Origin of the sequence: Serratia ureilytica (genome assembly GCF_013375155.1) — a bacterium.
Taxonomy (GTDB): domain Bacteria; phylum Pseudomonadota; class Gammaproteobacteria; order Enterobacterales; family Enterobacteriaceae; genus Serratia; species Serratia ureilytica.
The window spans coordinates 42,331-66,517 of sequence record NZ_JABXOF010000017.1; the positions used below are offsets into that span (position 1 = coordinate 42,331).

At 58.5% G+C, this 24,187-nt stretch carries 19 protein-coding genes and 3 tRNA genes; 13 read left to right on the forward strand and 9 right to left on the reverse strand.

From position 1 onward, the window contains the following. Nucleotides 1-15: 15 nt before the first annotated feature. The 4 genes from HWW83_RS24050 to seqA form a co-directional block, all read right to left on the reverse strand. On the reverse strand, nt 16-315 hold the full coding sequence (locus HWW83_RS24050) for a DUF3861 domain-containing protein (RefSeq protein ID WP_033642181.1): 300 nt from the start codon (nt 313-315) through the stop codon (nt 16-18). Beyond that, on the reverse strand, nt 315-953 hold the full coding sequence (locus HWW83_RS24055) for a PadR family transcriptional regulator (RefSeq protein ID WP_033642180.1): 639 nt from the start codon (nt 951-953) through the stop codon (nt 315-317). The genes HWW83_RS24050 and HWW83_RS24055 overlap by 1 nt, the downstream gene beginning before the upstream one ends. A 191-nt stretch (nt 954-1,144) precedes the next feature. After that, the gene (pgm, locus tag HWW83_RS24060) at nt 1,145-2,788 is read right to left on the reverse strand and encodes a phosphoglucomutase (alpha-D-glucose-1,6-bisphosphate-dependent) (protein WP_033638690.1); all 1,644 of its coding nucleotides are present in this window, start codon (nt 2,786-2,788) and stop codon (nt 1,145-1,147) included. Nucleotides 2,789-2,865: 77 nt separating this feature from the next. Beyond that, the gene (gene seqA / locus HWW83_RS24065; RefSeq protein WP_033651164.1) at nt 2,866-3,408 is read right to left on the reverse strand and encodes a replication initiation negative regulator SeqA; all 543 of its coding nucleotides are present in this window, start codon (nt 3,406-3,408) and stop codon (nt 2,866-2,868) included. A gap of 224 nt (nt 3,409-3,632) precedes the next feature. On the opposite strand from seqA, the gene ybfF reads away from it, so the two are divergent. The 4 genes from ybfF (at nt 3,633) to fur (ending at nt 6,529) form a co-directional block, all read left to right on the forward strand. Next, a complete protein-coding gene (gene ybfF, locus HWW83_RS24070) occupies nt 3,633-4,406 on the forward strand; it encodes an esterase (protein ID WP_080273370.1) in 774 nt (257 codons plus the stop codon). A gap of 256 nt (nt 4,407-4,662) precedes the next feature. After that, a complete protein-coding gene (gene ybfE / locus HWW83_RS24075; protein WP_004939936.1) occupies nt 4,663-4,950 on the forward strand; it encodes a LexA regulated protein in 288 nt (95 codons plus the stop codon). 263 nt (nt 4,951-5,213) lie between these two features. Continuing rightward, on the forward strand, nt 5,214-5,753 hold the full coding sequence (gene fldA, locus HWW83_RS24080) for a flavodoxin FldA (RefSeq protein ID WP_046686574.1): 540 nt from the start codon (nt 5,214-5,216) through the stop codon (nt 5,751-5,753). A 329-nt stretch (nt 5,754-6,082) separates the two neighbouring features. Next, nucleotides 6,083-6,529 (forward strand): ferric iron uptake transcriptional regulator, encoded by a 447-nt coding sequence (gene fur, locus HWW83_RS24085; RefSeq protein ID WP_019454058.1) that lies wholly within the window; start codon nt 6,083-6,085, stop codon nt 6,527-6,529. A 248-nt stretch (nt 6,530-6,777) separates the two neighbouring features. Here fur and HWW83_RS24090 read toward each other — a convergent pair whose 3' ends face one another. The 5 genes from HWW83_RS24090 to nagE all read right to left on the reverse strand — a co-directional run bounded on the left by HWW83_RS24090 (nt 6,778) and on the right by nagE (nt 15,742). Then, a complete protein-coding gene (locus HWW83_RS24090) occupies nt 6,778-9,435 on the reverse strand; it encodes a beta-N-acetylhexosaminidase (RefSeq protein WP_129993241.1) in 2,658 nt (885 codons plus the stop codon). A gap of 13 nt (nt 9,436-9,448) precedes the next feature. Further along, the gene (gene chiQ / locus HWW83_RS24095; protein WP_046686572.1) at nt 9,449-9,775 is read right to left on the reverse strand and encodes a ChiQ/YbfN family lipoprotein; all 327 of its coding nucleotides are present in this window, start codon (nt 9,773-9,775) and stop codon (nt 9,449-9,451) included. Between the two features lie 45 nt (nt 9,776-9,820). Then, nucleotides 9,821-11,224, reverse strand: coding sequence for a chitoporin ChiP (gene chiP, locus HWW83_RS24100; RefSeq protein WP_033642176.1), 1,404 nt, complete (start codon nt 11,222-11,224; stop codon nt 9,821-9,823). A 576-nt stretch (nt 11,225-11,800) separates the two neighbouring features. After that, entirely contained in the window at nt 11,801-13,465 is a 1,665-nt protein-coding gene (gene glnS, locus HWW83_RS24105; RefSeq protein WP_033642175.1) for a glutamine--tRNA ligase, read from the reverse strand. A 240-nt stretch (nt 13,466-13,705) separates the two neighbouring features. After that, entirely contained in the window at nt 13,706-15,742 is a 2,037-nt protein-coding gene (gene nagE / locus HWW83_RS24110) for an N-acetylglucosamine-specific PTS transporter subunit IIBC (protein WP_047025701.1), read from the reverse strand. Nucleotides 15,743-16,076: 334 nt separating this feature from the next. Here nagE and nagB point away from each other — a divergent pair, with 334 nt between their 5' ends. From nagB to HWW83_RS24155, 9 genes are all read left to right on the forward strand, one after another. Further along, nucleotides 16,077-16,877, forward strand: coding sequence for a glucosamine-6-phosphate deaminase (nagB, locus tag HWW83_RS24115; RefSeq protein ID WP_004939952.1), 801 nt, complete (start codon nt 16,077-16,079; stop codon nt 16,875-16,877). A gap of 18 nt (nt 16,878-16,895) precedes the next feature. Next, nucleotides 16,896-18,035 (forward strand): N-acetylglucosamine-6-phosphate deacetylase, encoded by a 1,140-nt coding sequence (gene nagA / locus HWW83_RS24120; protein ID WP_176589639.1) that lies wholly within the window; start codon nt 16,896-16,898, stop codon nt 18,033-18,035. Between the two features lie 27 nt (nt 18,036-18,062). Continuing rightward, complete coding sequence (gene nagC, locus HWW83_RS24125; protein WP_019454064.1) at nt 18,063-19,283, forward strand: DNA-binding transcriptional regulator NagC; 1,221 nt, start codon at nt 18,063-18,065, stop codon at nt 19,281-19,283. A 67-nt stretch (nt 19,284-19,350) separates the two neighbouring features. Next, nucleotides 19,351-20,103, forward strand: a complete 753-nt coding sequence (locus HWW83_RS24130; RefSeq protein WP_004939957.1) for an HAD-IIA family hydrolase — start codon at nt 19,351-19,353, stop codon at nt 20,101-20,103. 190 nt (nt 20,104-20,293) lie between these two features. Further along, nucleotides 20,294-21,736 carry a chitinase ChiC gene (gene chiC / locus HWW83_RS24135; protein WP_046686571.1) on the forward strand — a complete coding sequence of 481 codons (1,443 nt, stop codon included), beginning with the start codon at nt 20,294-20,296 and terminating at the stop codon, nt 21,734-21,736. Nucleotides 21,737-22,019: 283 nt separating this feature from the next. Beyond that, nucleotides 22,020-23,684: an asparagine synthase B gene (asnB, locus tag HWW83_RS24140; RefSeq protein WP_033642171.1), complete on the forward strand. Its 1,665-nt coding sequence runs from the start codon at nt 22,020-22,022 to the stop codon at nt 23,682-23,684. Between the two features lie 218 nt (nt 23,685-23,902). Then, nucleotides 23,903-23,979, forward strand: a tRNA-Met gene (locus HWW83_RS24145). A gap of 16 nt (nt 23,980-23,995) precedes the next feature. After that, nucleotides 23,996-24,080, forward strand: a tRNA-Leu gene (locus HWW83_RS24150). A gap of 30 nt (nt 24,081-24,110) precedes the next feature. Beyond that, nucleotides 24,111-24,185: transfer RNA gene (locus HWW83_RS24155), tRNA-Gln, on the forward strand. The last annotated feature ends 2 nt before the right edge of the window (nt 24,186-24,187 follow it).

A 24,187-nucleotide genomic window follows, 5' to 3' on the forward strand; every position in this document is an offset into this window, starting at 1 on the left:
CGGTTTGCCGCGCCTTTACGCCGCCGGGCCCTTCTTCAATCCGACCATAAATTCCTTAAACGCCTCGCGCAGCGGAGCGAACACCGGGTGTTTGCGGTTTTCGATCATCACTTCGGAGAACAGCTTCAACCCCACGGCGAAGGCCGCGCTCTGCTCGGGGCCGAAGTTCAGATCGTCACGCGCCCGAATGCGCTCGACGATCTCGAGAATATCGTCGTGGTTGCTCACTTCAAAACTCAGCGGCGCTTTCTCGACGGGATTGCCCTGGCGATCGCTCAGGGCTTCAACGGTAATGTTAAAACGGTGGCCGGGCATCAGTTCTTCTCCTGTTGCGAAGGTTGAATCTGCATTTCGCTTTCGATCGCCGCCACGGCGGTCAGCAACGCGGCGTTGATGCGCTCCACCTGCTGCGGCGTAAGATCGGCGCGCATCACGTTGCCGCGCAGCAGGCTGCGCAGACGGTTCATGGCGTCGTAGATGCCTTCCGCCAGGTTGCCGTGCCGATGACGCTCGCGGCCGGCGCCCGCCAGACGCGCCAGAATGACCTCAACCACCTGTTGATGCTTTTGCAGCTCGCCCTCGCCCGCCGCGGTGATGCGGTAGCTTTTGCGGCCGTTGCCGGTGGTGAGCGGTTCGAGGAAATCCTGCTCTTCCAGCAGCGTCAGCGTGGGGTAAATCACCCCCGGGCTCGGCACGTACAAGCCGGATGACGCTTCCTCGATCGCCTTGATCAATTCGTACCCGTGGCTGGGCTTGCGCGCCACCAGCGCCAGCAGCACCAGGCGCAGATCGCCGTGTTCGAACAGACGATGACGCCCGCCCCGGCCGCCGCGCCCACCCCGGCCGTGCTCTTCGCCTTCGCCGCCGAAGTGATGGCGCCCGCCGCGATGACGACGACCCTCTTCGCATTCATGGTGATGATGATGCCGGTGTAAGCCTAATCGATGAAACATAAGGTGAGACCTCGCTTTAGTAGGGAACATCAATACGAGGTTGTTTAGATATATCTAAACAGCATCGATAGCGCTAATCTAGATCGATATATCTAAATGCGCAAGCGCGTGCCGTGAAAAAGATATATCTAAATAGCGCCCATAAAAAAAGCGCTGTAAAAACAGCGCTTTTTATCAATCAAGAAAAGTGATTACTTGGCGGAAGCCAGCACTTCGCTGACGATCTCGACCGCTTCGTGCTCAATCTTCTCGCGGTGCTCCGCCCCGAGGAAGCTCTCGCAGTAGATCTTGTAAGCCTCTTCGGTGCCGGAAGGACGAGCCGCGAACCAACCGTTGTCGGTCATCACTTTCAGGCCGCCGATCGACGCGCCGTTGCCCGGCGCTGCGGTCAGACGTGCGGTGATCGGGTCCCCGCCCAGCGTACTGGCCTTGACCATCTCCGGCGACAGCTTGGACAGCGCCGCTTTCTGCGCATGGGTTGCCGGCGCCTGGATGCGGTTGTAGCTTGGCGCGCCGAAGCGCTTGGCCAGATCGTCATAGTGATGCTGCGGGTTCTCACCGGTTACCGCGGTGATTTCAGCCGCCAGCAGGCACATGATGATGCCGTCTTTGTCGGTCGACCACGGCTGGCCGTTGAAGCGCAGGAACGAGGCCCCGGCGCTCTCTTCGCCGCCAAAGCCCAGGCTGCCGTCGAACAGACCGTCCACGAACCACTTGAAGCCGACCGGCACTTCCACCAGCTTGCGGCCCAGATCGGCCACCACGCGATCGATCATCGCGCTGGACACCAGCGTTTTACCTACCGCAACATCGGCGCCCCACTGCGGGCGATGCTGGAACAGGTAGTTGATGGCTACCGCCAGATAGTGGTTCGGGTTCATCAGACCCTTCGGCGTGACGATGCCGTGGCGGTCGTAATCCGGATCGTTGGCGAACGCCAAATCGAATTTGTCGCGCAGCGCCAGCAGGCCGGCCATCGCCGACTCCGACGAGCAGTCCATGCGGATGATGCCGTCGTGATCCAGGTGCATAAAGCGGAACGTCTGATCGATGGAATCGTTCACCAGCGTCAGATCCAGCTTGTAGTGTTCCGCCACCCGCTGCCAATAGGCGATGCCGGAACCGCCGAGCGGATCCACGCCCAGCTTCAGGCCGGCGCGTTGGATGGCCGGCATGTCGACCACCTCCACCAGCCCTTCGACGTAAGGCTGCACCAGATCTTTGGCGTGCAGGTGGCCGCTGTTCCAGGCCTTGTCCAGCGACTGACGCTGCACGCCTTTCAGCTGCTGCGCCAGCAGTTCGTTGGCGCGCTTTTCGATCACCGACGTCAGGTTGGTGTCAGCCGGGCCGCCGTTCGGCGGATTGTATTTGATGCCGCCGTCTTCCGGCGGGTTGTGGGACGGCGTAATGACGATGCCGTCGGCCTGCGCGCCGCCGCGGCGGTTGTGGCACAAAATGGCGTGCGATACCGCCGGCGTTGGCGTGAAGCCGTTGTTTTCCTGCACGATCACATCGACGCCGTTGGCGGTCAGCACTTCCAGCACGGAAATGAAGGCCGGCTCGGACAGTGCATGGGTGTCTTTGCCCACGTAGCACGGGCCGGTAGTGCCTTGCTGATGACGAACTTCGGCGATCGCCTGAGCGATGGCGAGAATGTGCGCTTCGTTGAAGCTGTGGCGCTGCGCGCTGCCGCGGTGGCCGGAGGTGCCAAACTTCACCGCATGTGCGGCATTGCCGGCTTCCGGTTGCAGCACATAGTACTGCGACGTCAGCTGGGCTACGTTGATCAGATCGCTTTGACGGGCGGGCTGCCCGGCACGTGGATTATTCGCCATCGACATATCTCCCTCATCCCTGTCGGTGACCGGGCAAATACGTCGCGCACGGCCATCATGACGGGCTGTTCGCTAAATTAGACGGTACCGCAAACTTTCTCGATCAGTTCCGCCGGGAACTGCATCGCCTGCATGATGTGTTCGATCATGCTGCGTTTGCGGCCGGTATTGGTATTGGTGATCACCCAGTAAGGGGTGCCCGGCACATGCTTCGGCTTGGTATGCGTGCCGTTGGCCAGCAGGGTCTGCTGATCGCCGGCGAAATAGGTGCGGGTACGGCCGGTCAACGCCTCGGTGGCGGCGGCAAAACCGGCGGCATCGAGGGTGTACAGCGTGGACAGCACCAGCATGAAACGGTTGACCGCTTTGTTCTGCTCGGCGTATTCATCCGACAGCAGCAGTTCACGCACGGCGCGTACGCGATCGCGCGGGCGCTGAACCGGCGCCGCTTTTTCCGCTTCGACGGACGGCGACGCACTGGCGGCAGGCAACGCGCGCACCGGCTGACCGGCGGTGAATTTCAACATGCGGCGTAAAATATCGGACGCGCTTTCACCGATGTGTTGCGTGTGGCTGGCAATATAACGGTAAAGCTCTTCGTCGACTTCAATAGTTTTCATCTTTATCCAATACTGTTTTTTCTACTTAGAACCTGAAGCCAGATCCTGCATTCAAGCCATGGGATTATAAGGTTAAAAGCGCTGGGGCGAACACAACAATGTGCCTCCGGACGGCAAATGCAGACTAATACCTATAGCCGGCACTGCCAAGCCCGCGCCGCGAAAATTCCGCATGATTCATCGTGCGATTCAATCATGATACCCTAATCTGAATCTCTCTCAGTATGAACTTCGCCATGAAATTACATTATCAACTGCTGGCCGCCGAGTCAGACGCGCTGCCGGTGCTGCTGATCCACGGGCTGTTCGGCAATCTGGACAACCTGGGCGTGCTGGCGCGCGATCTGCATCAGCGTCACAGCGTAATTAAGGTCGATCTGCGCAACCACGGCCTCTCCCCGCGCGCCGACGAGATGAACTACCCCGCGATGGCGCAGGATCTGCTGGAGCTGCTCGACGAACTGCGGCTTGAGAAAGCGATCGTCATCGGCCATTCGATGGGCGGCAAAGCGGCGATGGCGCTGACCGCCATCGCGCCCGAGCGCGTCGCCAAGCTGATCGTCATCGACGTCGCGCCGGTGAATTACCAGACCCGACGTCACGACGAGATTTTCGCCGCCCTGAAGGCCGTCAGCGCCGCCGGCATCACCCAGCGCCAGGCCGCCGCCCAGCTGATGCGCGATTACCTGCAGGAAGAAGGCGTGATCCAGTTCCTGCTGAAGTCCTTCCATAACGGCGAATGGCGCTTCAACCTGCCGGTGCTGATTGAGCGCTATGATGACATCACCGGCTGGCAGGACGTGCCGGCCTGGCCGCACCCGACCCTGTTCATTCGCGGCGGCCTGTCGCCGTACGTGCAGGACAGCTACCGTGCGGACATCGCCCGCCAGTTCCCGCAGGCCCGCGCGCACGTTGTTGCCGGCACCGGCCATTGGGTGCATGCCGAAAAACCGGAGGCGGTGCTGCGTGCCATCCACCGTTTCCTCGACGAAGCCTGAAAAATACGCTCACCTGGCGAAAAAACGCGCTAAAGATAACGGCTTAGCGCGTTTAGCCCGCAGTTAGGCATTGTCGCCGCTCCATCTGCTGGGGTAATATGGCGCGCTATAATTTTGCCGCCGCGCCAGCGCGTTCGCGAACGCCGGGTCGGGGGTGAATTTGGGTTAGGGTTTATTGGCCCGAAGTGTGTTAACCGATGCCTCCGGAAGCGTGCGAGCGCTTTTTGATGCAAACTCCCTTGCAGTACCGCTACCTATGGCAAAAGAACAAACGGATCGCACGACGCTGGATCTGTTCGCAGATGAACGCCGTCCGGGGCGCCCGAAAACCAACCCGCTTTCCCGCGATGAACAGCTTAGAATCAATAAGCGCAATCAGTTACGGCGCGATAAAGTGCGTGGATTGCGGCGCGTAGAGCTGAAAATCAACGCGGATGCGGTGGACGCCCTGAACAAACTGGCGGAACAGCGCAACATCAGCCGCAGCGAACTCATCGAGCAGATGCTGTTGGCGCAACTGGCGGAAGAACAGCCGGAACATTGATCTCTTCGGCCGCACGCGCGGCGCGGCGTTAAGGACAACGCCGGATCGACACGCTTTTCTTCATCTCCGGCATCGCATAAATGCGATAAAACCCCGGCGCCACTTTCTGGCATGATACGCATTTACCGGTAAGAGACTGCGCCTGTCGGCGCCCGCCCCCCGCGGCGAACGGCTCTTGCCATGGCATCATTTTAATCGGCGTCAGCGGCGGCAGTGCTGGCATCGAGTAATGCAATTACTTGAATTTAAAGGTTATACGCGATATGGCTACTGTAGGCATTTTCTTTGGCAGCGACACTGGCAATACCGAAAACATTGCCAAAATGATCCAGAAAATTCTCCAGAAACAGTTTGGCGACGACGTCTCTGAAGTGCATGACATCGCTAAAAGCAGCAAAGAAGACCTGGAAGGGTTCGATATCCTGCTGCTGGGCATCCCGACCTGGTACTACGGTGAAGCGCAGTGTGACTGGGACGATTTCTTCCCGACGCTGGAAGACGTCGATTTCAACGGCAAACTGGTGGCGCTGTTCGGCTGCGGCGACCAGGAAGACTACGCGGAATATTTCTGTGACGCGATGGGTACCATCCGCGACATCATCGAACCGCGCGGCGCGGCCATCGTGGGCCACTGGCCGACCAAAGGCTACCACTTCGAAGCCTCCAAAGGCCTGGCGGACGACAACCACTTCATCGGTCTGGCGATCGACGAAGACCGTCAGCCGGAGCTGACCAACGAGCGTGTCGACGCCTGGGTCAAACAGATCGTCGAAGAGCTGAGCCTGGCCGATATCGTCGGCTAAACGCCGGGACTGGCGAAAGGTTGAACAAAGGCCCTGTAAAGTGCATAGTGTGCCGACAGGGCCGTCATCGGCAACAGGGATTGCTGCGATAGAAGCTACAGATTTGTAACTTCCCACCCCGTCACGGTAGACTGAGATATCGGTTTATCCCATCCATCAAGGCGTTGCATGCAAAACATGCAATAGTGCAATTATATCTTTGTTAACAACCGGCGGTTTCCATTTAGTACAACCGGTTCTATAATGAGACGCATTAACTCTTTGTGCCGACCGATGCCACAGGCGAGTACGCCTCAACTTGATTAGCATAGTAACAGGACTGAATTCGCATGACCGACAACAACATCGCATTGAAGAAGGCCGGCTTAAAAGTCACGCTTCCGCGACTCAAAATCCTGGAAGTACTGCAAAATCCGGAATGCCATCACGTCAGTGCGGAAGATTTGTACAAAAAACTGATTGATATGGGCGAAGAGATCGGGCTGGCGACGGTTTATCGCGTACTGAACCAGTTTGACGATGCGGGCATTGTGACACGTCACAATTTCGAAGGCGGCAAGTCCGTGTTCGAGCTGACCCAACAGCATCACCACGATCACCTGATTTGCCTGGATTGCGGCAAAGTGATCGAATTCAGCGACGAATCCATCGAAGTGCGCCAGCGTGACATCGCCAAGCAGCACGGCATCAAGCTCACCAACCACAGTCTGTACCTGTACGGCCACTGTGAAACCGGTGACTGTCGCGAAGACGAAACGCTGCACGACAAGAAATAAGCCCTGACCGGCTATGAAAAACCGCCTCATTTTGAGGCGGTTTTTTTATGCCCGCCGTACAGCGGGAAAAAAATCCCCGGACCAGCCGGGGAAAATCATGTCATGAAATACCACAATTGCAGCGGCACAGCGACTCCACGTACTACTCTCACTACAACGTCCGCCTTGCGCCGACACGCGCGGGCGAACGCATTCCCCCTTCGTTATGATGCGGCCCGCCGCCAAAACTGCGGGCCGCACCGCCCTTCTTAGACCTTCTCGGCGCGGCTGTAGCGTTTGCCGTCCGGGCTGACCGAGCGCACCTGTACTTCGCCGGAAACCGCAGGTTTAGCCTTGGCATCATAGCGCTGCCACTGCTTACCGCCGTCGGTGGAGTACTCGATGCCCAACCCCGGCAGCGCGATATTCGCCTCCAGCTTGCCGCCCGCCACGCGAGCGCCCGGCACCGGCAGACGATAAGCCACGCCGCCTTTGTCCAGCTTGGCCAGTTCACGCTGGCCCAGAATATTGGCGAAGCGCAGCCAATCTTTCTCCAGCGTCTTGGTATCGACAAAGTGGGTTTCCCCGCCTTTGTATTCGCGGCCGGCGCGATAGTCCTGCTCCCAACCGGCGCGATGCCAGGCGCGCTCCGCCACCGACAGCGCGCGTGGGAAGATCATGTATTCCATCTGCGGGTCGGTGCGCTGGGTTTCGCTCCACAGCTGAGCGGAAAGTCCATATGCCCCCGGCCACGGCTTGTCGCTCTTGGCGTTGAAGTGGTTGCCGTCTCGGTCAACCGAGGTTTCCGCGTTCTGCGGCATGTTGTCCGGCGCGAAGCTGAACACCTTGCGCTCGTCGCTGAAGCGGGTGCCCCAGTAGTAACCGCGCTCGTCCGGGTTCACCTCGTAAGGGAAGTCCATATAGACGTAGTCCGGGTTGGAGACCACCACTTCATACCCTTTGTTGGCCCAGTCGTTGACGCTGTCGAAACCGCCCCAGTACAGGGTGTCCCAGAAGTTGACCCCCACGCGCGAGGTGGCGAACGCCTTCGAACTCTCGGCGTCTTTCAGGCCGTCTTGCCAGGCCTGCATTCTGTCGATGCCGTGCGCCTTCACCAGCTTGCTGACCTCTTGGCCGAAGTAGCTCGGCAGGTGCTCCATGTCGGCCACTTTGCCCTCTTTGATCATCACCTGGCACACCTGAGACTTGGCCCACGGCTTGTCTTCATTGCTCTGGTCAATGATGCCTTTACCCGGTTCCGGTTTCGCCTTGTCGGTGTAGCCGGCGCCCAGGCGGATGTTTTTCGCTTCGTCGCCGCCAAAGTGCCAGGTCTTAATCGGCTGGCCGGCTTCTTTATGCATCTGGGCAATCTCGCCAATCACCTTGTCGACAAAGCGCTGGGAGGAATCCAGGCACGGGTTCAGGTAACTCTGACGGTTAAAGAACTGCACGGAGGTGGTATTGGAGGTATCGGTCGGATCCACCAGGCGGAACTCGTTGGCCTCCTGCTCTTTGCCGGCGGCATGCAGTTTCTTGTAGCGCGCTTCCATCGAGACCACCGCCGCGCGGGCGTGCGCCGGCATGTCGATCTCCGGGATCACCTCAATCTGGCGCGCCTGGGCGTATTTGATGATGTCGATGTAGTCATGACGAGTGAAGAAACCGCCGTAGACATCCGGCCCCTGGCCGTACTGCGGCAGCAGGCAGGTGGTTTCGCTCAGATCGTGGCAGCGCTGGCCGCCGACTTCCGTCAACTCAGGCAAGCCGGGAATTTCGATTCGCCAACCTTCGTCATCGCTCAGGTGGAAGTGGAATTTGTTGAGCTTGTAAGCCGCCATCTGATCCAGCAGGCGCAGCACCGCATCCTTCTTATGGAAGTTGCGCGCCACGTCGAGGAAAATGCCGCGATACTGGAAGCGCGGCGCATCGCTGGCGTCGAGCGTGGCGATCTTGCCGCTGCCGTCGGTCGGCACTAACGACAGGATAGACTGCAACCCGTAGAACACCCCGGCCTGATCGAAGCCGATCACCCGCGCCTCTTTCTTGCCGATCTTCAGCTCATAAGCGCCCGGCACCGCCATCGCGCCTTTAAACTTGCCCGGCTGGATGTCGGTCTTGATCGGGTAACCGTTGGCCTGAACCGGCACGCCCAGCAGCGCGAAGCGCTGGTTGACGACATCCGCCGCCGGCTTGACCAACGTGCTCAGATCCGGCGATACCCCTTTGCGCAGATCGGCGTCCTGCTCGTGCACTTTCACCTGCATCGGCGTCGGCACAATCTGGCCGCGCAGCGCGCTGGCGGGCAGCGTCTGCAGATCGGCGTTGCTGACAAAACGCGAAGCCGGCGTCATCAAAATATTTTTGTCGTCCTTGGTGCGCTTCCACTGATCGCCGGTAAACGGCGCCACAAACTGATCCAGATTTTCGGTGTCGGTATTCGCCAGCATTTTCGGCTTGGCGTCGCCGGAAGTGGCATACCAGCGGGGCAGGAAGTCGTTTCTGAACAGCTGCCAGTATTCGGCGACCACCGGGATTTCCACCGCCTTACCGGCCGGGAAACCGCTGAATTTGGCGGTCGGCTCCAGCTTGTACAGATCGCCGGTGAGGTGAGCGATCTTGAACTGATCGTTGTCTACCCGCAGAGTCTGGCGCGGGCTGTGGAAATAAATGATCCAGTCTTTGCCGTCGATCGCCTGCCCGTCGTTGCTCAGAGTGAACAACACCCGGTTGCATGAGGCCCAGTCTGCGCCCAGCGCCGCGCAATCCACGCCGTTTTCCCCGGCGCGGTTATCCAGCATTTTCACGTTCAGCTTCAGTTGGCTCAGCTGATCCACCAGCTGTTGATCGGCCATGGCGCTCCCCATGCCGCCCAGGAATCCCATCGTTGCCGTCAAGGCGGCCAGTGCGCTCAGTTTGAATGCGTTCATCTTCTCGTCCTTCTTAATTATTGTTATCGCGAATTTCTTGCCACAGCTTGCCGCACTTGGCGTCGTAAGCCTGACCGTTACCGCTGTGAACCGCCATAATGCAGTTCTGATAATCCATCACCCGTACCGTTTCCTGCGCGGCGAACTGCTGGTGCTGTTTCTCTTGTTTCAGCACGTTCAGCACCGCCTTGCACGGCTGCAGACGCTCCGGCGAGCCTTCCGCGGTATTGATGCAGGCGCTGTAAGCCTGTTTCAACCTGGCGTCTTCCGGCGGCGCGGCGGGTTGCGCACAGGCGCTCAGGGCCGCAGCGGCCGCCAACATCAGCATGATTTTTTTCATCGTTGAATTCCCTTAACTGCCCCGGCGGCAAGGCCGGGGAACGCATCAGAAGATGGTGAATGGCGCGATGACCATGAACTTGACGTCTTTCTCGTCCTGGAAGATGTTGCCGTAACCGCCGCCCCAGCTCGGAATGTTGGTGTGGTTGTCATACTGGGTGTAATGCAGCTTGAGCAGCGTGCCCTTGGCGCGCCCTTCCTGGATGGTGTACATCGCGTCCAGACTCCAGGCGCTCTCTTTCAGGCGCTGGCTCTGATCGTAGATCGGGTTGGTGCTCGGCTTGGCGTCCCACGCGTAAACGTAAGAGCCGCCGACCGCCATGCCCGGCAGGTTCCAGTTGCTGAGGTCATACATCACGCCGGCATACACCGCTTTTTCGCCGTTGGCGTTAAAGTCGGAGCGGTTATCCCACCACACGTCCAGGCGACCGTTTGACGAGGCGTAGGTCGGGGTCATACGTTGCAGGAAGAAGCCCTGATTGCCTTCCGCCTTGACCATGGTGCCTTCCAGACGCCAGTTGAACTGGCCGGTGGTGTAACCGAAGGTCAACGCCTGCAGCCAGGCCAGGCCGTCATAGATGCTGTTCGGATCGTTCTTGTTGCTGATGCGGTCTTCCGCGCCATAGAACTGGTAACTGGTGGTCAGCGGGTTGCCCAGCAGATCGAATTTGTAAGACGCCTTGGTGAAGTACTGATTCACGTACCCCTGGGCCTGGCCGTAAGCGGCTTCCAGCACCAGATCGTTTTTGAAATCGTACTTGGCGCCCAGCGAGTGCAGGTAGGAGACGCGGGTTTTCTTGTCGTTCTGACGGAAGTCGTCCATCTCGATATGCCACGGCGCTTTGTATTTGTCGGCCCACATGTAGGAGAAGCTCAACGCGCCGGCATCGCCGTAGTCGAACTTGGCGCCGGCTTCAGCCCCCTGATAAGTGCCCGGCATAAAGCTCCAGTGCGGCGCCAGCAGGGTTTGGCCGCTCGGCTGAATATAGCCGGCGCGCGCCCAGACCGGGCCGTATTTGAATTTGGCGGCGGCTTTGTACAGGCTGATACCGCCTTTATCACCGGAGTAGTCTTCGTCGTAGGTACGGTTCTTCGAGGAGAACGCGATTTCGTTCGGGTGACCGCTGGCGCTGGATTCAGCCAGTTCGATGGCGGTAAAAGTGCCGACATCCAGACCGAACATGTCCCAGGCGTAGCCCGACGCGAAATCCAGGCTCAGGTTGGCGGTAGAGTGGGACAGGTTGGTGGTGTATTGATTGTAATCCTTGCTGTCCGGATTGAGATCTTTACGGTCACGCTCACGTTGCCAGTAATAAATGCCGCCGGTCAGCGTGGAATCCTCGATAAACCCTGCGGCTTTCGCCTCAGGCGCCATGGCAAACCCTGTTCCCAACAGCGCGCCCGCGACTGCGAGCGCCAGCGTTTTACGCTGAGCACCGTGCGTACCCATATTGAAATTCCTCTTTGACTTAACTTAAAAGTTGCAGCCGCCTGTGTTCACCACTGCCCTGCACGACTGCCAATAAAAAACCCGAACGGGTAAAAAATATTGCCGACGAGATGTTATTCCCACAGCACTAATTGCTACAGACAGACTATTTTTCGCGACGCGAATTATCAAATGAAAAATGCGGAAGATTTGTCAAAGTATGACAAGGAGCACATATCGGTGATAATTTGTTACGCTGGCATTCATGGAAGGTGTCGAATAAAAAATTCAATTAAATCAGAATAAAGACGGATACCAGGTCAACCAGAGACGATTAATGGTTTCAGCCTGACTAAATCCGTCAGTCAGGAGATAAAATTTGAGAGCGCTCTCTAAATGAAATTAATTCGCATCACGAATATATAAGTAAAGATTAAGACTACTAAGCCCAATTAAGAAAACTTATTGATTAACGCACCGCAGTTAATTAAACGCAGCCCGGAAAAACGTGGCGGGAATAGATGATTTACTCAATAGCAGGCATAAAAAAGCGCGGCCTGAGCCGCGCTGATACATTAATTTTCGAGGCGATTAAGATTAGCCTTCGATTTTCGCCCAGGTGTCACGCAGACCGACGGTGCGGTTAAACACCAGGTGCTCAGCCGAAGAGTAATGGCTGTCGGCGCAGAAGTAGCCTTCACGCTCGAACTGATAGGCTTTCTCCGGCTGTGCGGCCGCCAGACTCGGCTCAACGAAACCGTGCTTGATCACCAGCGATTCCGGGTTAATGGTGGAGAGGAAGTCCTCCGCCGCGCCCGGGTTAGGCACGCTGAACAGGCGATCGTACAGGCGAATTTCCGCCGGCAGCGCGTGCGCCGCAGACACCCAGTGGATCACGCCCTTCACCTTGCGGCCGTCGGCAGGATCTTTGCTCAGCGTTTCCGCATCGTAGCTGCAGAAGATGGTGGTGATCTCGCCGGCTTCATCTTTCTCGACGCGCTCGGCCTTGATCACGTACGCGTTGCGCAGACGCACTTCTTTGCCCAGCACCAGACGCTTGTACTGCTTGTTGGCTTCTTCGCGGAAGTCGGCGCGATCGATATAGATCTCACGGCTGAACGGCACATCGCGGTTGCCCATTTCCGGCTTGTTCGGGTGGTTAGGCATGCTGACCATTTCCACCGCATCGCCCATGTTCTCGATGACGATTTTCACCGGATCCAGCACCGCCATGGCGCGCGGCGCGTTCTCGTTCAGATCGTCGCGGATGCAGGATTCCAGCGCCACCATTTCGACGTTGTTGTCTTGCTTGGTTACGCCGATGCGCAGGCAGAACTCGCGGATCGAGGCGGCAGTATAACCGCGGCGGCGCAGACCGGAGACGGTCGGCATGCGCGGATCATCCCAACCTTCGACGATCTTCTCGGCCACCAGCTGATGCAGCTTGCGCTTCGACATGATGGCGTATTCGAGGTTGAGACGCGAAAACTCGTACTGGCGCGGGTGGCAAGGAATGGTGATGTTATCCAGCACCCAATCATACAGACGGCGGTTATCCTGGAATTCCAGGGTGCACAGCGAATGGGTGATCCCTTCCAGCGCATCGGAAATGCAGTGGGTGAAATCGTACATCGGGTAGATGCACCATTTATTGCCGGTCTGGTGGTGTTCGGCGAACTTGATGCGGTACAGCACCGGATCGCGCATCACGATAAACGGCGAAGCCATATCGATCTTGGCGCGCAGGCAGGCGGCGCCTTCGGCGAATTCGCCGTTGCGCATCTTCTCGAACAGCGCCAGGTTCTCTTCCACGCTGCGACCGCGGTACGGGCTGTCTTTGCCCGGCGCAGTCAGGGTGCCGCGGTATTCGCGGATCTGCTCCGGCGACAGTTCGTCGACGTAGGCCAGCCCTTTGCTGATAAGCTCCACCGCGTACTGGTGCAGCTGATCGAAATAGTCTGAGGAGTAACGAACGTTGCCGCTCCACTCAAAGCCCAGCCACTCCACGTCGTGCTTGATAGACTCGACGAACTCGATGTCTTCTTTCACCGGGTTGGTGTCGTCGAAACGCAGGTTGCACTGGCCCTGATAGTCCTTGGCGATGCCGAAGTTCAGGCAGATGGACTTGGCGTGGCCGATATGCAGATAGCCGTTAGGCTCCGGCGGGAAACGGGTATGTACCGACGTGTGTTTCCCCGACGCCAGATCTTCATCGACGATCTGACGGATAAAATTGGTTGGGCGGGCTTCAGCCTCACTCATTTCACTGTTCCTCAATGCAAAGCGCTACACATAACCGCCTATGATCCAACAAGCCACGTCTGGAAACAACCGTTTGTTTCATGAAAAATGCGGCGCGTTGCACCATCGGCGCGCAGCGCACCGCCGTAGGGCGAAACGGGATAAAAAAAGCGGGAAGAGATCGCTCTCTTCCCGCCAAGTCGGGGCAAACTCCGCCATGATGCGTGTTAGGCCCCAGGCACTACTCAGGTAAAAACAGCCTTATTTCTGGATCTCATACAGCTTGGTCTGACCGGCGACCACAGAGCCGCTGGCCAGCGCCGCCAGGCCGGCGTACTCGTCAGAGTTGCTGACCACCACCGGGCTTATCATCGAACGCGCATTGGCATTCAGGTAATCCAGATCCAGTTCCAGAATCGGTTGACCGGCTTTCACTTCCGCGCCCTCTTCCACCAGGCGTTTGAAGCCCTGGCCTTCCAGCGCGACGGTGTCGATCCCCATGTGCACCACGATCTCGGCGCCCTTGTCGGTTTCCAGGCAGAATGCGTGGTTGGTATTGAAGATTTTCACCACGGTGCCGTCAGCCGGCGCCACCACGATCTTGTCGGTCGGGCGAATCGCCAGGCCGTCGCCTACCGCCTTGCTGGCGAAGGCTTCGTCCGGCACCTGATCGAGCGCCACCACTTCGCCGGTCACCGGCGCCAGCAGCGTTTCAAACGCGGCTTTCGGCGCGTTCGGCACCGCCTGCGGTTTGGCTTCCGCGGCAGGCGCCGCCGCCGGGGCCGCCGCTGCCGCGACCGGTCCGGCTGCAATCACGTTGCGCATTGCGCTGGCGATAAGTTCGGCACGGGTGCCGACGATCACTTGCACGCTCTGCTTGTTCAGGCGGATAACGCCCGACGCGCCGAGGCGTTTCGCCAATGCGTCGTTCACCAGCGCGGAGTCTTTCACGTTCAAACGCAGGCGGGTGATGCAGGCGTCGATGCCGGTCAGGTTGTCGGAACCGCCGATCGCACCGACGTAACGACGAGCCAGGGTGGTGGTTTCGTTCTCGTCTTTACCGGCGTTGCTGTCGACGTTGACGTCGTAGCCGTCGGTTTCGTCACCAGCAACCGCCAGCTCGCGGCCCGGAGTCATCAGGTTGAATTTTTTGATGGTGAAGCGGAACACCACGTAGTAGATGACGAAGAACACCAGGCCTTGCGGGATCAGCATGTACCAGTGGGTCGCCAGCGGGTTGCGAGACGACAGCACCATATCCACCAGGCCGGCGCTGAAGCCGAAACCGGCGATCCAATGCATGCTGGCGGCGATGAACACCGAGATACCGGTCAGCACGGCGTGGATCACGTACAGCACCGGCGCCACGAACATGAAGGAGAATTCCAGCGGTTCGGTAATACCGGTAAAGAAGGCGGCGAAAGCGGCCGCCAGCATGATGCCCGCCACTTTGGCTTTGTTCTCAGGACGCGCGCAGTGGTAAATGGCCAGCGCCGCCCCCGGCAGACCGAACATCATGATCGGGAAGAAGCCCGCCTGATAACGGCCGGTGATGCCGACAACCGCTTTACCGGCTTCGATCGACTGCTGGCCGCCAAGGAAGTTAGGAATATCGTTGATGCCGGCCACGTCGAACCAGAACACCGAGTTCAGCGCGTGGTGCAGGCCGACCGGGATCAGCAGGCGGTTGAAGAAGGCGTAGATGCCCGCGCCGACCGAGCCCATTTTCTGAATGTGTTCACCGAAGTTCACCAGACCGTTGAAGATCACCGGCCAAATGTACATCAGGATGAAAGCCACCAGGATCATCAGGAAGGAAATGAGGATCGGCACCAAACGGCGGCCGCTGAAGAACGACAGCGCCTTGGGCAGCTCGACGCCGCTGAAGCGGTTGTACACTTCGGCGGAGATGATGCCCACCAGAATACCGACGAACTGGTTCTGGATCTTGCCGAACGCGGCGGGCACCTGATCGAGCGGGATCTTCTGAATCATCGACACGGCGGCCGGCGAACAGAGAGTGGTCAGCACCAGGAAGCCGACGAAGCCGGTCAACGCGGCGGCGCCGTCCTTGTCTTTGGACATGCCGTAGGCCACGCCGATAGCGAACAGCACCGACATGTTGTCGATGATAGCGGAGCCGGATTTAATGAAGAAAGCGGCGAGCGCGTTGTCGCCGCCCCAACCAACAGGGTCAATCCAGTACCCGACGCCCATCAAGATGGCGGCGGCGGGCAGCGTGGCGACCGGCACCATCAGCGCCCGTCCCACCTTTTGCAAATAACTAAGAATGTTCACCTTTTCCCCCTATGTTGTCCGCGGACGGACCCTATTAGTAGTTTATTTGGAGCTCTCACTACCTTTTTAGAAACAGCGCTTGGCACGTATCACTCATGCCGAGTGTAAAAAATTTATTTTGTATCGCAAATTAAAACCTCCCTTTTTGTGATAAATATCACCAAAAAGTAGTCTTCACCTCCCAGATTGCTGGCCATCACACAAAACTTATTTTATCATTCAAAAAATCAACCGGACGGACGATTCACGCGAGAATCATAAAGCTGGGTTACGCTTACGACTCCCGCAGGCCCGTACAGTATAGCTTTAGTTTACTTATCCCAAGAGGTGTTAGATGAGACTTATCCCACTGAAAGATACCGCACAAGTCGGCAAATGGGCCGCGCGTCATATCGTTCAACGCATCAACGCATTCAAGCCAACCGCAGAGCGCCCGTTTGTTCTCGGCCTGCCCACCGGCGGCACGCCGCTGGAAGCCTACAAACATCTGATTGCGATGCACAAAGCAGGTGAAGTAAGCTTTAAGCATGTTGTGACTTTCAACATGGACGAGTACGTTGGCCTGCCGCAGGAACACCCGGAAAGCTATCACACCTTCATGTACCGCAACTTCTTTGATCACGTTGATATCCCTCGCGAAAATATCAACCTGCTGAACGGCAACGCCGCGGATGTCGACGCCGAGTGCCGCCAGTACGAAGAGAAGATCAAGTCTTACGGCAAAATTAACCTGTTCATGGGCGGCGTGGGCATCGACGGCCATATCGCGTTCAACGAGCCGGCTTCGTCCCTGGCTTCGCGCACCCGCATCAAAACGCTGACCGAAGACACCCGCATCGCCAACTCGCGCTTCTTCGGCGGCGACGTCAGCCTGGTGCCGAAATATGCGCTGACCGTCGGCGTGGGCACGCTGCTGGACGCGGAAGAAGTAATGATCCTGGTCACCGGCCACGCCAAGGCGCAGGCGCTGGAAGCCGCAGTGGAAGGCAATATCAACCACATGTGGACCATCAGCTGTCTGCAGCTGCACGCCAAAGCGGTAGTGGTGTGCGACGAACCGGCCACCATGGAGCTGAAAGTCAAAACTGTCAAATATTTCCGCGAGTTAGAAGCGGAAAGCGTGAAAAGTCTTTAATCTTTGCAGGGGGCTACGATGTTCGCTTTAACCCACGGCCGAATCTATACCGGCCACGACGTACTTGATGACCATGCAGTCATTATCGCTGATGGGCTGATCGAGAAAGTCTGCCCGGCGGCTGAATTGCCCGCCGGCATCGAAACGCGCGACCTGGGTGGCGCCATCCTGGCCCCCGGGCTTATCGACGTGCAGCTGAACGGCTGCGGCGGCGTCCAGTTCAACGATTCGCTGGAAGCGATCTCGGAAGAAACGCTGGAGATCATGCAGCGCGCCAACGAGAAATCCGGCTGCACCAGCTATCTGCCGACGTTGATCACCAGCAGCGACGAATTCATGAAGCACAGCGTCGACGTGATGCGCGCTTATCTGAAAAAGCACCAAAACCAGGCGTTGGGCCTGCACCTGGAAGGGCCATACCTCAGCCCGGTGAAAAAAGGCACCCACAATCCGGCGTTCATTCGCAAGCCGACCCAGGAAATGATCGATTACCTGTGCGCCAACGCCGACGTGATCACCAAGGTGACGCTGGCGCCGGAAATGGTTGAACCGCACTTTATCAAGCAGCTGACCGAAGTCGGCATCGTGGTCTCCGCCGGCCACTCGAACGCCACCTACGATCAGGCTCGCACCGGTTTCGCCGCCGGCATCAGCTTCGCCACCCACCTGTACAACGCCATGCCTTATATCACCGGCCGCGAACCGGGGCTGATGGGGGCGATCTTCGATACGCCGGAGGTCTATACCGGCATCATCGCCGACGGCCATCACGTGGCCTGGGCGAGTATCCGTAACGCCAAACGCCTGAAAGGTGATAAATTGGTCTTGGTCACCGATGCCACCGCGCCGGCGGGTGCAGATATTGACCAATTTATTTTCGCCGGTAAAACAATATACTATCGGGATGGGCTGTGCGTGGATGAGAACGGCACCCTGAGCGGTTCCGCGCTGACCATGATCGAAGCGGTGCGAAACAGCGTCGAGCATATCGGCATCGCGCTGGACGAAGCGCTGCGCATGGCGACGCTGTATCCGGCGCGCGCCATCGGCGTCGATCACCGTCTGGGCACCCTCGAAGCCGGCAAGGTGGCTAACCTGACCGCCTTCACCCGTGATTTCAAGATCACCAAAACGCTCGTTAACGGTAACGAGGTTTAATTCAATGAACAGCGAGTAACATTATTGATGAGCACTGGCGGACAAGCACAAATAGGGAACGTTGACTTAGTCAAACAACTTAACGGCGCGGCAGTTTACCGCCTGATCGACCAGCAGGGCCCGATCTCGCGCATTCAGATTGCCGAACTCAGCCAGCTCGCCCCCGCCAGCGTCACCAAAATTACTCGCCAGCTGCTGGAGCGCGGGCTGATCAAAGAAGTCGATCAGCAGGCCTCCACCGGCGGCCGCCGCGCGATCTCCATCGTGTCGGAAACCCGTCATTTCCATACCGTCGCGGTGCGTCTCGGCCGCCACGACGCCACCATCACCCTGTATGACATGAGCGGCAAGTCGCTCAGCGAAGAACACTATCCGCTGCCGGAACGCACTCAAGAAACGCTGGAGAATGCGCTGTTCGCCGCCATCGCCCAATTCATCGACGCTAACCAGCGCCGCCTGCGCGAGCTGATCGCCATCGCGGTGATCCTGCCCGGCCTGGTGGATCCGGCGCTGGGCGTGGTGCGCTACATGCCGCACATCAGCGTCAGCAATTGGGCGCTGGTGGACAACCTGCAGCAGCGCTTTAACGTCACCAGCTTCGTCGGCCACGACATCCGCAGCCTGGCGCTGGCGGAGCACTACTTCGGCGCCACCCGCGACTGCGAAGACTCGATTCTGGTACGCCTGCACCGCGGCACCGGCGCCGGCATCATCGTCAACGGGCAGATTTTTCTCGGCAACAACGGCAACGTCGGCGAGATCGGCCATATCCAGATCGATCCGCTGGGGGAACGCTGCCACTGCGGCAACTTCGGCTGCCTGGAAACCGTGGCCGCCAACGCCGCGATCGAACAGCGCGTGCGCCAGCTGCTGAGCCAGGGCTATCCGAGCAAACTGACGCTGGAAGACTGCGGCATCAACGCCATCTGCAAGGCCGCCAACCGCGGCGATCTGCTGGCCAGCGAAGTGATCGAACACGTAGGCCGCTATCTGGGCAAAGCGGTGGCCATCGCCATCAACCTGTTCAATCCGCAGAAGGTGGTGATCGCCGGTGAGATCACCGAAGCGGACAAGGTGCTGCTGCCGGCGATCCAGAGCTGCATCAATACCCAGGTGCTGAAGGACTTCCGCAAAAATCTGCCGGTGGTGACCTCCGAACTCAATCATCGCTCGGCGATCGGCGCTTTCGCCCTGGCCAAACGCGCGATGCTCAACGGCGTGCTCTTGCAGCGATTGCTGGAAAGCTGATCCGCCGCTTCTGGCAGGCGTGTTATCGTCACCCTTCGCCTGCCGTAATCATGAGAAACAGCGACAAATGAAAATCAAAAACGTTATATGCGATATCGACGGCGTGCTGCTGCATGACAATACGCCGGTGCCAGGCGCCGATCTGTTCCTGGCGCGCATCCAGGAACAGGGCATGCCGCTGGTGGTGCTGACTAACTACCCGTCACAGACCGCGCAGGATCTGGCGAACCGCTTCGCCGCCGCCGGGCTGGAAGTGCCGGAGAGCGCGTTCTACACCTCGGCGATGGCCACCGCCGATTTCCTGCGCCGTCAGGAAGGCAAAAAAGCCTATGTGGTCGGCGAAGGCGCCCTGATCCATGAGCTGTACAAAGCCGGTTTCACCATCACCGACATCAACCCCGACTTCGTGATCGTCGGTGAAACCCGCTCTTACAACTGGGACATGATGCATAAAGCCGCCTACTTCGTCAGTAACGGCGCGCGCTTTATCGCCACCAACCCGGATAGTCACGGCCACGGCTTCTCGCCGGCCTGCGGCGCGCTGTGCGCCCCCATCGAGAAGATCACCGGCCGCAAGCCGTTTTACGTCGGCAAGCCCAGCCCGTGGATCATTCGCGCCGCACTGAACAAAATGCAGGCGCACTCGGAAGAGACGGTGATCGTCGGCGATAACCTGCGCACCGACATTCTGGCGGGCTTCCAGGCCGGCCTGGAAACCGTGCTGGTGCTGTCCGGCGTCTCCACGCTGAGCGACATCGAAACCATGCCGTTCCGCCCGAGCTACGTCTACCCTTCCGTCGCCGATATCACCATCTTCTGATGCGGCCATGGCGGCCGCCCGGCCGCCATTATTTCCTTCTCCCTCAGCGTCGGTTTGAATTTAATTCGTTCATGGCCGTAAAAGGTTTCAGCCTGCCTGCGTTAAAAATCCTCATTATAACGTTACGCCCCGCCAATAGCTGATATTGCCGGCGAGCGAAAAACCCTTACCCCTAATTAATGAGGCTACCATGAGCACAAATAACACGATTAATGCCGTCGCCGCCGATGACGCGGCCATTATGCCGTCTATCGCCAATAAAAAGATCCTGATGGGTTTCTGGCACAACTGGGCCGCCGGCGCCAGTGACGGCTATCAGCAAGGCCAGTTCACCAATATGAACCTGACCGACATTCCCGCCGAGTACAACGTGGTGGCCGTCGCCTTTATGAAAGGCCAGGGCATCCCGACCTTCAAGCCTTACAACCTGTCCGATGCCGAGTTCCGCCGCCAGGTGGGCGTGCTGAACAGCCAGGGCCGCGCGGTGCTGATCTCCCTCGGCGGCGCAGACGCGCATATCGAGCTGAAAACCGGCGACGAAGACAAGCTGAAAGACGAGATTATTCGCCTGGTGGAAGTCTATGGCTTCGACGGCCTGGATATCGATCTGGAACAGGCGGCGATCGGCGCCGCCAATAATAAAACCGTCTTGCCTGCGGCGCTGAAAAAAGTAAAAGACCATTACGCCGCCCAGGGGAAAAACTTTATTATCAGCATGGCGCCGGAATTCCCGTATTTACGCACCAACGGCACCTACCTGGATTATATTAACGCCCTCGAAGGCTATTACGACTTTATCGCGCCGCAATATTATAACCAGGGCGGCGACGGTATTTGGGTGGATGAACTCAATGCCTGGATCACGCAGAATAACGACGCCATGAAAGAGGACTTCCTCTACTACCTGACGGAAAGCCTGGTTACCGGCACCCGCGGCTATGCGAAGATCCCGGCGGCGAAATTCGTCATCGGCCTGCCGAGCAACAACGATGCCGCCGCCACCGGCTACGTGGTCAACAAACAGGCGGTGTATAACGCTTTCTCGCGTCTCGACGCCAAAAACCTGTCGATCAAGGGCCTGATGACCTGGTCAATCAACTGGGATAACGGCAAGAGCAAAGCCGGCGTCGCCTACAATTGGGAGTTCAAAACCCGCTATGCGCCGCTGATTCAGGGCGGCGTCACCCCGCCGCCGGGAAAGCCTAATGCGCCGACGGCGCTGACGGTCGCCGAGCTGGGCGCCACCTCGCTGAAACTGAGCTGGGCCGCCGCCACCGGCGCCTCACCGATCGCCAGCTACACCGTCTACCGCAACGGCAACCCGATCGGCCAAACCGCCGGTCTGTCGCTGGCCGACAGCGGTCTGACGCCGGCAACCCAGTACAGCTACTTCGTTACCGCGACCGACACCCTGGGCAATACCTCCCTGCCGAGCAGCGCGCTGGCGGTCAAAACCGCCAATGACGGTACGCCGCCCGATCCGGGCGCGCCCGAGTGGCAGAACAACCACAGCTACAAAGCCGGCGACGTCGTGAGTTATAAAGGCAAGAAATACACCTGTATTCAGGCGCACACCTCCAATGCCGGCTGGACGCCGGATGCCGCGTTCACCCTCTGGCAGCTCATCGCCTAATCGCTAATCGATTGCCGGTCAAACTGGCCGGCAATCCCGCCATCACGCTAAAAATTGCATAATCGATAATTTTTCACGCCGATAACTGAAAATCCGTTAAAAACCTCAACTACGCAAACAACTATTTCTCAGCGCATGGCTAAAACGCTTGCATCCTCTGCAGCTTTTGGCGCATTTTCATAACCACAGCGCAGCAAAACCGCGTTATCGCTGATAAATCGGCAATGCTGCCCATAACAGTAAAAACAACATCACAGTCATAAAAGCCCGTTAGGAGAGTTGTATGTGTTCTATTTTCGGTGTGCTCGATCTGAAGTCCGATCCCGTTGAACTGCGTAAGAAAGCGCTGGAGCTGTCACGTCTGATGCGCCACCGCGGCCCGGATTGGTCCGGCGTTTACGCCAGCGACAAAGCCATTCTGGCTCACGAACGCCTGTCGATCGTCGACGTCAACAACGGCGCTCAACCGCTGTACAACGCTGCGCACACCCACGTTCTGGCGGTCAACGGCGAAATTTACAACCATCAGGCGCTGCGCCAACAGCTGAGCGACCGCTATGCCTTCCAGACCGGCTCCGACTGTGAAGTGATCCTGGCGCTGTATCAGGAGAAAGGACCGGAGTTCCTCGACGATCTGCAAGGCATGTTCGCCTTTGCCCTGTATGACACCGAAAAAGACGCCTACCTGATCGGCCGCGATCACCTGGGCATCATCCCGCTGTATATGGGCCATGACGAACACGGCAACCTGTACGTTGCCTCGGAAATGAAAGCGCTGGTGCCGGTGTGCCGCACCATCAAGGAATTCCCGGCCGGCAGCTACCTGTGGAGCCAGGACGGCCAGATCCGCGAATACTATCGCCGCGACTGGTTCGATTACGACAGCGTCAAGGACAACGTGACCGACGCCGCCGCCCTGCGCACCGCGCTGGAAGAGTCGGTGAAAAGCCACCTGATGTCCGACGTGCCTTACGGCGTGCTGCTCTCGGGCGGGCTGGATTCCTCGGTCATTTCGGCGATCACCAAGAAGTACGCCGCGCGCCGCGTGGAAGATCAGGAACGCAGCGAAGCCTGGTGGCCGCAGCTGCACTCCTTCGCCGTCGGGCTGGAAGGCTCGCCGGATCTGCGCGCCGCGCAGGAGGTGGCCAACCATCTGGGCACCGTGCACCATGAGATCCACTTCACCGTGCAGGAAGGGCTGGACGCCATCCGCGACGTGATTTACCACATCGAAACCTATGACGTCACCACCATCCGCGCGTCGACGCCGATGTACCTGATGTCGCGCAAAATCAAGGCGATGGGCATCAAGATGGTGCTTTCCGGCGAAGGCGCGGACGAAGTGTTCGGCGGCTACCTGTACTTCCATAAGGCACCGGACGCCCGCGAATTCCACGAAGAGACCGTACGCAAACTGCTGGCGCTGCACATGTTCGACTGCGCGCGCGCCAACAAGGCGATGTCCGCCTGGGGCGTCGAAGCCCGCGTGCCGTTCCTGGACAAGAAATTCCTCGACGTGGCAATGCGCATCAACCCGAAAGATAAAATGTGCGGCAACGGCAAAATGGAAAAACACATCGTTCGCGAATGTTTCGAGTCCTATTTGCCCGCCAGCGTGGCCTGGCGCCAGAAAGAGCAGTTCTCCGACGGCGTCGGCTACAGCTGGATCGACACGCTAAAAGAGGTGGCTGCGCAGCAAATTAGCGATCAACAGCTCGAAACCGCGCGTTTCCGCTTCCCGTACAACACGCCGACGTCGAAAGAAGGCTACCTGTACCGCGAAATCTTCGAGGAGCTGTTCCCGCTGCCGAGCGCCGCCGAATGCGTGCCGGGCGGCCCATCCGTCGCCTGCTCGTCCGCCAAGGCCATCGAGTGGGATGAATCGTTCAAGAAGATGGACGATCCTTCCGGCCGCGCCGTCGGCGTGCACCAGGCCGCCTATAAATAATCGCGCGGCATTTTCCCCCGGGCGGGCCTTTTGGCCCGCCTTTTTGTTGCCTTTTCCGCCCGCCAACTGCCTGAATTGCCGATTTTATCGCCATAATGTTCACAACCCAGACAAACGGCGCTTCCGGGCGCTTTTTCGGGAAAAAACTTGTTGACGCAAATCGGTCATATACGCATAATGCGCCCCGCAACGCCGATGAAGGCAAAGCAAAAAAAGAGGGCTACGTAGCTCAGCTGGTTAGAGCACATCACTCATAATGATGGGGTCACAGGTTCGAATCCCGTCGTAGCCACCATCTCTTTTTTGTATTTGCGGGAGTGGCGAAATTGGTAGACGCACCAGATTTAGGTTCTGGCGCCGCAAGGTGTGCGAGTTCAAGTCTCGCCTCCCGCACCATTTCTCTTCATCGTCGGCGCAGTATGTTGATGGGGTATCGCCAAGCGGTAAGGCACCGGTTTTTGATACCGGCATTCCCTGGTTCGAATCCAGGTACCCCAGCCATA

Coding starts and splice junctions, on each gene's coding strand:
- fur (WP_019454058.1), top strand. CDS start 6,083: ATGACCGACAACAACATCGCATTGAAGAAGGCCGGCTTAAAAGTCACG.
- nagA (WP_176589639.1), top strand. CDS start 16,896: ATGTTCGCTTTAACCCACGGCCGAATCTATACCGGCCACGACGTACTT.
- ybfE (WP_004939936.1), top strand. CDS start 4,663: ATGGCAAAAGAACAAACGGATCGCACGACGCTGGATCTGTTCGCAGAT.
- ybfF (WP_080273370.1), top strand. CDS start 3,633: ATGAACTTCGCCATGAAATTACATTATCAACTGCTGGCCGCCGAGTCA.
- asnB (WP_033642171.1), top strand. CDS start 22,020: ATGTGTTCTATTTTCGGTGTGCTCGATCTGAAGTCCGATCCCGTTGAA.
- seqA (WP_033651164.1), bottom strand. CDS start 3,408: ATGAAAACTATTGAAGTCGACGAAGAGCTTTACCGTTATATTGCCAGC.
- pgm (WP_033638690.1), bottom strand. CDS start 2,788: ATGGCGAATAATCCACGTGCCGGGCAGCCCGCCCGTCAAAGCGATCTG.
- chiQ (WP_046686572.1), bottom strand. CDS start 9,775: ATGAAAAAAATCATGCTGATGTTGGCGGCCGCTGCGGCCCTGAGCGCC.
- HWW83_RS24090 (WP_129993241.1), bottom strand. CDS start 9,435: ATGAACGCATTCAAACTGAGCGCACTGGCCGCCTTGACGGCAACGATG.
- nagC (WP_019454064.1), top strand. CDS start 18,063: ATGAGCACTGGCGGACAAGCACAAATAGGGAACGTTGACTTAGTCAAA.
- HWW83_RS24055 (WP_033642180.1), bottom strand. CDS start 953: ATGTTTCATCGATTAGGCTTACACCGGCATCATCATCACCATGAATGC.
- HWW83_RS24050 (WP_033642181.1), bottom strand. CDS start 315: ATGCCCGGCCACCGTTTTAACATTACCGTTGAAGCCCTGAGCGATCGC.
- nagB (WP_004939952.1), top strand. CDS start 16,077: ATGAGACTTATCCCACTGAAAGATACCGCACAAGTCGGCAAATGGGCC.
- fldA (WP_046686574.1), top strand. CDS start 5,214: ATGGCTACTGTAGGCATTTTCTTTGGCAGCGACACTGGCAATACCGAA.
- chiC (WP_046686571.1), top strand. CDS start 20,294: ATGAGCACAAATAACACGATTAATGCCGTCGCCGCCGATGACGCGGCC.
- glnS (WP_033642175.1), bottom strand. CDS start 13,465: ATGAGTGAGGCTGAAGCCCGCCCAACCAATTTTATCCGTCAGATCGTC.
- chiP (WP_033642176.1), bottom strand. CDS start 11,224: ATGGGTACGCACGGTGCTCAGCGTAAAACGCTGGCGCTCGCAGTCGCG.
- HWW83_RS24130 (WP_004939957.1), top strand. CDS start 19,351: ATGAAAATCAAAAACGTTATATGCGATATCGACGGCGTGCTGCTGCAT.